This window comes from Thalassospiraceae bacterium LMO-JJ14 (assembly GCA_021555105.2).
Taxonomy (GTDB): domain Bacteria; phylum Pseudomonadota; class Alphaproteobacteria; order Rhodospirillales; family Casp-alpha2; genus UBA4479.
The window spans coordinates 2,624,058-2,634,982 of the sequence record CP134604.1 but is presented as its reverse complement, the minus strand read 5'-3'; the positions used below and the strand labels follow the sequence as shown (position 1 = coordinate 2,634,982).

General features: G+C 53.3%; 11 protein-coding genes. 3 read left to right on the top strand and 8 right to left on the bottom strand.

The annotated features are described in order from the left end of the window. The first annotated feature begins 41 nt into the window (after positions 1-41). The gene (locus L2D14_12495) at positions 42-713 is read left to right on the top strand and encodes a GntR family transcriptional regulator (GenBank protein ID WNJ98686.1); all 672 of its coding nucleotides are present in this window, start codon (positions 42-44) and stop codon (positions 711-713) included. Positions 714-772: 59 nt separating this feature from the next. Here the strand turns inward: L2D14_12495 and L2D14_12490 are convergent, their stop codons facing one another. The 6 genes from L2D14_12490 to L2D14_12465 are packed head-to-tail and all read right to left on the bottom strand — an operon-like array spanning position 773 to position 4,543. After that, on the bottom strand, positions 773-1,291 hold the full coding sequence (locus L2D14_12490; protein ID WNJ98685.1) for a hypothetical protein: 519 nt from the start codon (positions 1,289-1,291) through the stop codon (positions 773-775). Further along, positions 1,288-1,986 carry a DsbA family oxidoreductase gene (locus tag L2D14_12485; protein ID WNJ98684.1) on the bottom strand — a complete coding sequence of 233 codons (699 nt, stop codon included), beginning with the start codon at positions 1,984-1,986 and terminating at the stop codon, positions 1,288-1,290. The genes L2D14_12490 and L2D14_12485 overlap by 4 nt, the downstream gene beginning before the upstream one ends. Before the next feature lie 54 nt (positions 1,987-2,040). Next, complete coding sequence (locus L2D14_12480; GenBank protein ID WNJ98683.1) at positions 2,041-3,222, bottom strand: acyl-CoA dehydrogenase; 1,182 nt, start codon at positions 3,220-3,222, stop codon at positions 2,041-2,043. 39 nt (positions 3,223-3,261) lie between these two features. Then, on the bottom strand, positions 3,262-3,918 hold the full coding sequence (locus tag L2D14_12475) for a nitrile hydratase subunit alpha (GenBank protein ID WNJ98682.1): 657 nt from the start codon (positions 3,916-3,918) through the stop codon (positions 3,262-3,264). Continuing rightward, complete coding sequence (locus L2D14_12470) at positions 3,915-4,214, bottom strand: nitrile hydratase subunit beta (protein ID WNJ98681.1); 300 nt, start codon at positions 4,212-4,214, stop codon at positions 3,915-3,917. Before L2D14_12470 ends, L2D14_12475 begins: the two co-directional genes overlap by 4 nt. Further along, positions 4,211-4,543: a nitrile hydratase subunit beta gene (locus tag L2D14_12465; GenBank protein WNJ98680.1), complete on the bottom strand. Its 333-nt coding sequence runs from the start codon at positions 4,541-4,543 to the stop codon at positions 4,211-4,213. The genes L2D14_12470 and L2D14_12465 overlap by 4 nt, the downstream gene beginning before the upstream one ends. A gap of 238 nt (positions 4,544-4,781) precedes the next feature. Between L2D14_12465 and L2D14_12460 the strand changes: the two genes are divergently transcribed. Together L2D14_12460 and L2D14_12455 are read left to right on the top strand one after the other, a co-directional pair. Further along, a complete protein-coding gene (locus L2D14_12460; GenBank protein WNJ98679.1) occupies positions 4,782-6,410 on the top strand; it encodes an EAL domain-containing protein in 1,629 nt (542 codons plus the stop codon). A gap of 156 nt (positions 6,411-6,566) precedes the next feature. Then, positions 6,567-7,604, top strand: coding sequence for a DNA cytosine methyltransferase (locus tag L2D14_12455; protein ID WNJ98678.1), 1,038 nt, complete (start codon positions 6,567-6,569; stop codon positions 7,602-7,604). Positions 7,605-7,633: 29 nt separating this feature from the next. Here L2D14_12455 and L2D14_12450 read toward each other — a convergent pair whose 3' ends face one another. Beyond that, entirely contained in the window at positions 7,634-8,869 is a 1,236-nt protein-coding gene (locus tag L2D14_12450; protein WNJ98677.1) for a hypothetical protein, read from the bottom strand. Beyond that, positions 8,862-10,898, bottom strand: a complete 2,037-nt coding sequence (locus L2D14_12445; GenBank protein WNJ98676.1) for an ATP-binding protein — start codon at positions 10,896-10,898, stop codon at positions 8,862-8,864. The genes L2D14_12450 and L2D14_12445 overlap by 8 nt, the downstream gene beginning before the upstream one ends. Between the last annotated feature and the right edge of the window lie 27 nt (positions 10,899-10,925).

Genomic DNA, 10,925 nt, shown 5'->3' with positions numbered 1-10,925 from the left:
TAATCGATAATATTCAATCGCATCAAGACGGAGTCAAGCACATGGCAGTTATTGCGCCCGCACCGGGGCTCGGCATTCAGCCCCAACATTCAATCCCGGAGCGGATTGCGGATGCGCTGAGAAGGGATATCGTCACCGCCGAGATCGAACCCGATTCGCCGATCAAGCAAAGTCATATCGCCCAGAGGTTTGGCGTCAGTCAGGCACCTGTACGTGAAGCGCTCAACCAGCTCATCGCCGAGCATTTTGTGGTCCATTATCCAAATCGGGGTGTCCGTGTTGCACCGCTCGTCGCTGCCGAGCTGAAAGAGGCCCAGCGGCTGCGTATCGTATTGGAGGCTGAGCTGGTCACTGCAGCCGCAGCCAACTTTACGGCTGAAGACGCGGTTGTGGCGGAGACGGCGCTCACCAATATTGCCAATGCAAAGACGGTCGGCGATCTCATGGAAGCACATGATGCATTCCACGATGCGATTTATATTCCAGCGGGAAGCCCGATAACGCTTGATATCGTCCGCGGCTTACGCGGGCGCTGTTCCCGCTATCTCGGCTATATGTGGCGGCATTCCGGGAATGCGCCTCTGTCATCTGCCGAGCACCGAAAGTTGCTGGACCTCGTTCTTGCCGGGAAGGGCGATGAAGCCGCCGCATTCCTTGCACCACACATTCAGGGCTCGACCGACGCGGTTCTTTCCTGCCTTGCCGGAGACTGAGTGCCGGTTTATCGGCAGCCACCGCAAAGCTCGCCGGTATGAGAACGGATCGCTTTCAACTAGTGCACGACGGCGTCGCCCTTGGGAACCACGACATTGGACTTGCCCAGAGCAAGATCGAGCTTCCAGTCGGCCTTCAAGCTTGTCGTCACGATCAGGTGGCAGAACGCATGCATCAACTGTTCGTTCAGATTGAAGCGGATGTCCGCCCCGTCCGCGGTCTTGAACGTCACGCCGGTGATTTTCTCGCCCGGATGTATTTTCCCGCCGATCACCAGCAAGGGACCTGAATTCGACGTGGTATCGACGGTATCCTCGGCTGCCGGTGTGTCGAAATCGGTACTCTGTACCGCTTCCTGATGCTTCATGCCGAGCACTGCTTCCTGAACATCCTTGTCGACGAATTTGGCCAGTTCCTGATCTTTCTCGAACGACTGCTTGAGCGCACCCCAAAGCACATGAATGAAGCGGCGTGTCAGAAAAAGTCGGTATTCCTTTTTGTCCTTGGTCGCGAGGCGGAACAGGATTCTGTCTTCTTCCGGCATATAACTCATTGTGAGCTGGTGCAGGGCGCTCATAGGCGGGTGTTCCCCAAGGGCTCGCCGGTCGGCTCGCTAAGGGGTTCATTCAGGCGCAGTTCGACATCATGACCGGCTTTCGCGGCATCTAACACGCGGACCAGAACTTCGGGTTCCTGCGCACCCGAAATCACCATGTTCCCCTCGAACGCAAATGCGGGGACACCATTAATACCAAGCCTGTGCGCCCGGGCATTTTCCTCGTAAATCTCCGCAACATCAGCATCGCTTTCGAGGTATTTTCCAAGCGCTTCAGGATCAAGATCGAACGATGCGCCGATCTCGGCCAGGGTTTCGGTCTTGCCGATGTCGATGCCGTCTATGAAATAGGCGCTGAACAATTGCTCGACGAGAGGAGACACCTCGATACTTTGCGCCGCGTAACGGATCAGGCGGTGCGACGGGACCGAATTCGGTGTGCGGTGGATGCGTTCGAAGGCAAAGTCGATTTCGACCGATTGTCCGGCTTCGCCGATTGCACCGTAAACGCGACGCACCCGGGTTTCACTGCCGAATTTCTTGATCAGATAAGCGGTGCGGTCGATGCCGCCCGCAGGCATATCGGGATTCAGCATGAACGGGCGCCAGCGGATGCGGACATCCGCGTTCGGCCTGAGCGCAAGCGCGCGCTCAAGCCGGCGCTTTCCGATATAGCACCACGGACAGACCGTATCGAATATGACGTCGAGTTGCATTCGCGTCCCCATGCGTCCACATGCTGCACATGCGCAGGACCGCCCGCAGACAGATTAGCCGGTAAAGGCCTGCAGACCGGTTTGTGCCCGCCCGAGTATCAGCGCGTGAATATCATGCGTGCCTTCATAAGTGATGACTGTTTCCAGATTCATCATATGACGCATCACATGGTATTCGTCGGCAATGCCGTTACCGCCGTGCATATCACGGGCCATGCGCGCGATATCCAGCGCCTTTCCGGTCGAATTGCGTTTGATCAGCGAGATGTTCTCGGGCGCGCAATTGTCTTCGTCCAGAAGCCGGCCGACGCGCAGTACTGCTTGCAGGCCGATGGTGATTTCCGTCTGCATGTCGGCGAGTTTTTTCTGGATCAGCTGATTGTTGGCGAGCGGGCGGCCGAACTGTTTGCGTTCCAAAGTATAGGAACGTGCGGCATGCCAGCAGAATTCCGCTGCGCCAAGCGCACCCCAGGCGATGCCGAAGCGGGCTTTGTTCAGGCAGCCGAACGGCCCTGCCAGGCCGGAAACGTTGGGCATTAGTGCATCTTCGCCGACTTCGACGCCGTCCATGGAGATGTCACCGGTAATCGAAGCGCGGAGCGACAGCTTGCCTTCGATCTTGTTGGCGCTCAGGCCCTTCATGCCTTTTTCCAGAATGAAGCCGCGCACCTTGCCGTCGAGCTTGGCCCAGATCACGAACACATCGGCGATGGGGGCGTTGGAAATCCACATCTTGGAACCGGTCAGTTTGTAGCCGCCGTCGATCTTCTCGGCGCGGGTCGACATGCCGCCTGGGTCGGAACCGAAATCCGGTTCGGTCAGGCCGAAGCAGCCGATCAGTTCGCCGGTGGCCAGCTTCGGCAGGTATTTCTGTTTCTGCTCTTCGGTGCCATAGGCATTGATCGGGTGCATGACCAGCGATGACTGGACGCTGAGGGCAGAGCGGTAACCACTGTCGACGCGCTCGACTTCGCGCGCGATCAGGCCATAGCAGACATTGCTGACACCGGCGCCGCCGTATTCCTCGGGGATTGTCGGGCCGAGCAGCCCCAGTTCGCCGAATTCGCGCATGATTTCGGGATCGAAGTGCTCATGGCGGTACGCTTCGAGCACGCGCGGCATCAGCTTGTCCTGCGCATAATCGCGCGCAGTGTCGCGGACCATGCGCTCTTCTTCGTTCAGTTGCGTCTCGAATAGGAACGGGTCTTCCCATTGGAATTCTGGTTTGTTGGGCATTTATTTCCTCTTGTTGGTTCTGCGCGATTATGTGCGCGTTCAGGTGTCTGCGGGTGATCTGGCAGGCGTGACGCCGACCATGCTGTCGCGGGTAATCAGGGTTGCGAGCTTTTCCTCGTCCCAGCCTTCGGTGCCGGCAGGGCGTGCCGGCAGAACGATATACCTGAGATCGGCGGTCGAGTCATGTACTCGGACTTCGACATTTTCCGGAATGTGTGTGCCGAATTCCTCCAGAACCTTGCGCGGTTCCTTGACGGTGCGGCTGCGATAGGCGCGTGACTTGTACCAGTCAGGCGGCAGGCCGATCAGCATGCGCGGGTAGCAGGAACACAAGGTGCAGACAACGACGTTATGAACGTCGTCAGTATTTTCAATGGCCTTGATCGGGATCTCGCCGATGTCGATACCGATCTCGGCGGCAGCCTTGCCGACGTCTGCCAGGACTCTCGCTTTGTAGTCGGGATCGACCCAGGTCTTTGCTACCATTTTGGCGCCCAGCCCAGGTTCCCGGCTGTCCATAAGTTCGATCTGCTGGCGCATTTCATCGGCGCTGACGATGCCTTTCTCGACTATCAGTTCGGCCACCGCCTGGGTCATCACCATACGTTCGGAATACGGGAAATCCTCGATGTCCGGCTGATAGGGATGCGGCTCGTCGTGGTCATGATCGTGGCCATGATCGTGGTCGTGGCTCATTGATTGGGCTCCAGCCAGTGTTCATAGATATCGATGACGATGGTGTCGGCGGGCGGCCCGTTATAGCCACCCCAGACCTCGGCCTGCCTGAACGAAACGCGGTAAAGCGGTATTTCAGGTTTGCCGTCGCGGCCATAGGCGAGCTCTTCGGGATTGGGATAGCTGCCGGCGAATTCCTGCACCTCACCGCTATGGCCACGCACGAAATAGGGCGTGCGCACATGGCCCGGCGGGAAAGCCTCGCGGACCCTGACCCGGTCGCCCGGTTTGTATTTCGTCTGCGCAACGGGGCTCAAGACGCTTGCTCCCGGTCTTTCTTCCAGCGCGCCTCGACCTCGGCCATCTTGGTGCCGAGCTCGTCGACGGTAATGACGCCTTTTTCAAGCAAGATGTTGGTGGCCGAGGAGATCCAGCGCTCATAATAGCTGAGTTCGTCATAGACACCGGGGCCGAGTTCCTCGATGCCGCGGCGCAGCTCGTCGGTGGAAAGCAGCTTCCGCCCGGGCGTTGACAGTACTTTGACAATGGCGTCGACACGCTTTTCCCAAATGGCGTAATCGTGTTCGCTGGCTTCGACGGGTCCGGCATCGAGGCCGCCCATATCGTGATGTCGGCGTATGGTCATGGCAAAATCTCCTGATGAATAAGCTGGCACGGACGGCCCGTTTCTTCAAGCCGTCTGCAGCAACCGCTGCCCTGCAAAAAACTGCATCAGCATGTCTTAGTTCCGGAATTGGCGGGATGCATTAACTTGTTTTTGCCGATATAAGCCTTACCCTCTCGCAAAATGAAAAACCAGAGGCAACGGCATGCCGCCATCCGATACGCCACCCGCAAAATCAGTAGAAAGAGACGCCGTGTTCATGTCGGCGCTTTTACATCTGATGGAGGATGCGTGCGCAACCCTCGATGACGAAGCGCGCATTACATCGGTCAACGCGGGCATGGAAGAACTTCTGGAAACGCATCAAAGCAAGTTGCTCGGGCGCAGGCTGGCCGAGGTCATGAAACCGGCGGCGGCCAAAATCGATGATGCCATCGTCAATGGCTGTGCCTGGGAAGCCAGGCTTGAAGCATTGCCCGGCAGAACGGTCCGTCTGCAGCTCAACCCGGCCTATGACCGGCTGGGCGGGATCGCTGGCTGGGTGGCGACGGCTCGGGTACTGGATGTAACCGACAGTGGCGCCGGAAAAGATACGTCCACCTACGATCCGTTGACCAGTCTTCCGGGACGCGATCTGGTGATCCGCCGCCTCAGCCTCGATCTGCAGGCGGCAAAGAACGGCGAGCGTCAGGTGACCCTGCTGTGTCTCGATCTCGACGGGTTCGACGCCGTCAACCGCGAACACGGCCGCGCCGCCGGCGATCAGGTCCTGATCGAGACGGCGCGCCGGCTCGGACGCAGCCTACGGGCATCGAACATCATCGGCCGGTTGCAGGAAGACATGTTCATCGTCGCCATTTCCGACATCCGCAGCCATGAACAGATCAATGCCGTGGCGCAACGGCTGATCGCCGCCATCGCGGTCCCGTATCAGATCAAGGGGGTGCGCGCCCCGATCCTGCTGACGGCCAGTGTCGGCATTGCCGAAGCGCCGGAGAGCGGTAACGATGCGGATGAGCTGATCGGCCATGCGCAAACCGCCGTCGACCTGGCCAAGCAGACCGGCGCCGGCACGTATCAGTTCTATAGCAACTCCACCGGCGTCGAGATCCGCGAACGCCGTTCCCGGGTCAACAAGCTGCGCCGCGCCATCGAGGACGGGCAATTGCAGCTTATGTACCAGCCGAAGGTATCGCTGGCATCCGGCGAGATCGTCGCCGCCGAGGCGCTTGTGCGCTGGCAGGACCCGGATTCCGGCATCATCATGCCGGCCGACTTCATTCCGCTTGCCGAGGATGCCGGGCTGATCGATCCGATCGGCCGGATGGTGCTGCTCGAAGCCTGCGAAACGCTCGCCGGCTGGCAGAAAAACGGCATGCCCTTCCTCAGGATCGCGGTCAACGTCTCGGCCCGTGAAATCGCCCGCTCGTCGTTTTATGACGATCTGGTGCAGATCATGAACGAGACCGGGATCGAGCCGGACTCCCTGGAACTGGAAATCACCGAAAGCGCCGTCATGGAAGGCGCGGAGGACGTCATACGCTCGCTCAGTGACATCCGCGCGCTCGGCGTGCACCTGTCGGCGGACGATTTCGGCACCGGTTATGCCTCGCTCAGTTATCTGCGCAATTTCCCCCTCGACGGCATCAAGATCGACACCACCTTCGTCAGCGACATCAGCAAGCCCGAAGGCGGCGGTCTGGCCTCGGCGGTCATCGCCGTCGGTCATTGCCTGGAAATGAACGTCGTCGCCGAAGGCGTCGAGACGGAAGAGCAGCTCAGCTATCTGCGCTGGCGCGACTGCGACGAGGTGCAGGGTTACCTGATCAGCGAACCGCTGACGGCGGAAGATTTTGTCGCAATGGTGAACAAGGGACCGGCGCTGTAGGCATCCTAAATTATTGTCTGTAATCAGGTTCAGATCCCGTTCTGTTTTTTATATTTGTCGGAAAAATGTTGAAATCTGTAGATTTGGGCTTACCAAGGTAACGCGTTTTAGAGTACTTTCAAAAATTCAAAACGATAATTTTTGGGAGAAAAAGGCGTGCTTCTGAGTTTGTTTGCGGGGGCTGGTGGGATGGATTTGGGTTTTGAACAATCCGGGTTCAAAATTCCCGTAGCATATGACATCAATGCAGACAGTATTGCTTCCTACAATTACAACCGCGCACCCGATAACAATGGCTACGTCGCTGATATTCGCAAAGTTACGCTGAAAAAAATTGATTCTGATTTTGGTGGAATATTTAAACCAATTGGTATTATTGGCGGATCGCCGTGCCAAAGTTTTAGTAAAGCCAATCGCTCTGCATATGACCCAAATGACCCCAGACATTCATTGCCTTTAGAGTATGTCCGAGTTCTGCGAGATTTGAACAATCGGAATCCTGTCCATTTTCTAGTATTTGAGAATGTCACTTGTTTTTCAAAGGGCAAGCATGAGGCTAAGTATAATGCATTTATTAAAGCTATTGAGAGTGCTGGTTTCGCTGTGTCTTCAGCCGAGTTGAATGCCGTAGATTTTGGAATTCCACAAAAGCGAAAACGCCTAATTGTAGTAGGTATCAATCGATCAATTTACTCAAACTCCATATGGGAGAGCCCTGAACCATCCATGAAGTCAACCAATAACCTTACCGTCAAAAATTCCATTGGGCGATTAAAGGAACCTATGTACTTCAAGCGTGGCATTGATGCTCAGCAAAACCCAGAACATCCAAATCACTGGTGTATGAACCCCGTATCTTCTCGATTCCATACACCAGGAGCATTGCGATCTGGTGATAGTAGCAAGCGCAGCTTTAAAGTTTTAGACTGGAATAAACCAAGTCTTACGGTCGCTTATGGCAACAGAGAAGTCCATGTTCATCCTAATTGCCATAGGCGTTTGAGTGTATATGAGGCAATGTTGCTGCAGGGATTCCCAAATGAATATCAATTGCTCGGAACGCTTTCGTCTCAAATTGATCAGGTAAGTGAGGCGGTGCCCCCACCATTAGCGAAGGCAATTGCCGACTCAATCTCTGAGCAATTTATTGGGCCAGACAAAGCTAAAGACACACGCCAAAAATCTGCCGCGTAATGGTTGTGGCCGCCCCCTCATCCAGAAGTTTATGCTTTTATCCTTATTGGGCGTTCAGAATGCTCAGTTACCCATATCTCCCATGCATCAAGGTCGTAATTTGAACCTCCTAAGAGGATTTTTGTTCCATCAACTGCGGATTTTCGCAATCCTTCATCGCTTTCCAACGACTCATCAATATTTCTTATTTTGGCAGCTTTCTGCACAACTCTGATGGCTTGTTGCTCTTCAAGATCAGGTATGACGACTGCTCCAGAAGCCATTGGTTGAATAGCTTGGACACCACCTGGAGTGATGCGGAATGCGAGAGCTGCCATATCAGGAGCCGGCCCGTAAACTCTATAGCAATATGCGCTCGCTAACTCGACACCTGCCCTAAGATTTGGTTGCGTATGAAAATATTGAAGTAAATATTTGGACAAACCAATTGTAAATATTTTTAAAAATTCAATATCATTTCTTGTCCAGACTGCCTTCAGCGCAGCACCTATATTATTTCTCGGTGCTCCAATTGCTTCAGCAAGAGCCTGCCCGAAATTATCAGCAGATATACGAAGATTTTCTGCTATTGCCCGGTCAAATTCTACGGCCGTGTCATCCAGTAAAGCAGGTTCAGCGCGAGTTGTGATGAAAAGGAGCCAAGGTGCTTTTGCTGGCATTTGATGACGAAGGAGTGAATTTAATGCATCAAAGATGCTGTGCTGTCTTCCTTCTGATCGAAAGGCTAGGTGATTGCATGCATCAATATTTACTATGTCAAATGGCTGTTGTTGCTGTAGCTTTGCAAAAGCATGTGATTCTTGGTTCGCTATGTCTTCTAATCTATCAGGCATGATATAGGCTGTTGGTGTGCTAACCCCACTTTGTCGTATTGCTGACTCCGCCATAAATATTCTATCGGATTCGACATGTCCAGATTGCCCGGGAACCGTAGCAATCGAAGAGTTAAACCCAAAGTAATCAATAGAGATGCCTTTCTTTGCACAAACTTCAGCAAGGACTCGGACATCCAATAAATCTGGTCCTGGTAAAGTGAAATACCGTAGCGGACTATTGAAATCTCTATCTCTTATTAAACGATTGGCTAGGCTGGCCCATTGTTCAATACGAACGATCTGTTTGACTGGATGGTGCCAAGGCGCGAATTCCCGCTTCTTTTGCACAAGCTCGGTCAAATATGTTTCATTCGCTAGTTGTGGATCATCTCCAAAAACTGCGTCAATGTCTTCTGCTGGGTCTTCACTCTGATCGTCGATCTCACTCATTTTTACTCGACCCATAAAATACAGCGAGGATCGAATTAATTAGCGATTGTTGTTCTGTATAAGATTTTTCATCAAACACCCCGAACGCTGCCAATATTTTTGCTATCGCTATTGCTTTCGATTCTCTTTCGCTTTTCTGAAGAGCAGAACCAGTATTCAGTATCGGCAATTTATCTCGTGAAAATGTCATGTACCCGTCTCGCCTTATAGAACGAGCACTTCCTTCGTCGCGAGCAATCTGAATTTGAGGGGGTTCTTCGTCAGAGCGCTGCGATAACCAAATTTTGTCAGCAAATGACTGGACCGCATCGTTCTCTTCTTCTCGTCTTCCTGCTCTTCTCTGCGCACCTAACTCTTTGTGTCGATTAGTGAGTTGTTTAATTGCACGATGAAGCCACACAGTTGCTAATTGGACATGCGGATGAGCAAAATTAAAACCTTCACGGTCAATGTTTAGAGCTGCATCTAATCCATGATCTACAAAGAGTTCGGAGGTTATCTGCCGCAATCTTGTTTGTTCAGAGACTTGGTATTTAAAAAATGATGGATCAAAGAGCGCACCACTTGCGCCTCGAATACGAACGAGGACACCGTTATTTTCTTTTGGCACTATCCGTCCATTCCAGAAGAGATATGCTTCAAAGGCTAGATCGCCGCCGCGTAAATCTGGGGCGACATTTGATAGGTCAGGCGCAAAGCGCCCAACGAACATCATAGACCGGTCCATAAACCCACGACCATCTGGCCGAATGAAACGAAACCTCACAGGGCGCCGTAATTCTATTCCATCGACATAGACGCTAAAGCCGCCCTCAACGGCATCCAAGCCGCTTTCCAAGTTTGGATTGCCGGGGGCTCTTCTCGCTACTGCTTGCCTGATGGTTTCGTGCGGTTTTAGTTCAACATAAGTTGCCTTGCCGCGGCTTTGGTTCGAGAGCCAATAAACATCTGTTTCGTCTTCTGAGGTAAGGTCAAATGGATGTCGATCTATGTACTGGACCGGCGCAGACAACGCCAAGGTCCATATCATCTCTAAATAAGTATCAAGAGTTTTAGCCAAATCTGGACGAGCACGGCTTTCTGCAAACTCGGCTTCAACGGCATCTACCAATTTGGTCATGCGCGTCAATGCACAATCTTGGGCTTCCCATGGATACTTGGCTGGTTCATCTAAGACTGCCGTAACTTCACCTTTGGATGGCATTTTGGCTATCCAGCCGGAGTGGTAACTAGGCACTTCAACGCGCATTGCAGACGCAGCTTCAAAATCAAGAGCTTTTAAGTATTCGTTTTGTTCGTCGATATCTCGCCATCGATCCGCACTACGGAGCATCTCGCGAACTCTTGGCTTCAAATCAGAGAGAAAAATATCTGTGCCATGGGCTTCATCATCATCTGCAAGTTCTCGGGTAATCAGGACATCACCATTTGCAAAGGTATCATCATCACCATCATCCTGTGACGCTGGATCTGACTCGGAGAATGGTCGAATTTTTATTTCTGCGACAAGGCGGTAATTGGTACCTGAGCGTTTCGTTACCAATTTCACGGTCCTTGCCAATTGTGAAACAGCAAAGAGCCCGATCCCGATTTTACCGATAAATGGCCGCCCCCCCGGTGTTCGGTTTGTGTCATATTTGTCAGAAACCCCGAGTTCCCGAGCTTCTTTCGTTCGCTTTGCGCTTCCACCTATGCTCGTCAATAGACGCGCAAGAGTCTCGTACGACATCCCGGCACCATCGTCAGTGACCCGAATGCTCGAAAAACGAGGAACATCCGTAAACACATCGACGCGATTGGCATCGGCATCCCAAGCGTTCGAAATCAATTCTCGAAGCGCGGAACCTGGTTGACGATAAATTCCATCTGTAACTCTAGCTATTACGCGATCACTTGCCCTTAAACGTGTCCGCGCAATCGAACCGACCTTTGATTCATCTGCTAAGAACGCTGATAAGCCTTCGCGGCTGCCAATAAACTCAGTGCCATCAGAATTTTCTTTTCGCGGAGTGTCGCGAGTGTTTTTCAAAGAAATTTACTCTCAATCATCCAAGGG

Coding starts and splice junctions, on each gene's coding strand:
- L2D14_12460 (WNJ98679.1), top strand. CDS start 4,782: ATGTCGGCGCTTTTACATCTGATGGAGGATGCGTGCGCAACCCTCGAT.
- L2D14_12480 (WNJ98683.1), bottom strand. CDS start 3,222: ATGCCCAACAAACCAGAATTCCAATGGGAAGACCCGTTCCTATTCGAG.
- L2D14_12475 (WNJ98682.1), bottom strand. CDS start 3,918: ATGAGCCACGACCACGATCATGGCCACGATCATGACCACGACGAGCCG.
- L2D14_12485 (WNJ98684.1), bottom strand. CDS start 1,986: ATGCAACTCGACGTCATATTCGATACGGTCTGTCCGTGGTGCTATATC.
- L2D14_12490 (WNJ98685.1), bottom strand. CDS start 1,291: ATGAGCGCCCTGCACCAGCTCACAATGAGTTATATGCCGGAAGAAGAC.
- L2D14_12450 (WNJ98677.1), bottom strand. CDS start 8,869: ATGAGTGAGATCGACGATCAGAGTGAAGACCCAGCAGAAGACATTGAC.
- L2D14_12465 (WNJ98680.1), bottom strand. CDS start 4,543: ATGACCATACGCCGACATCACGATATGGGCGGCCTCGATGCCGGACCC.
- L2D14_12495 (WNJ98686.1), top strand. CDS start 42: ATGGCAGTTATTGCGCCCGCACCGGGGCTCGGCATTCAGCCCCAACAT.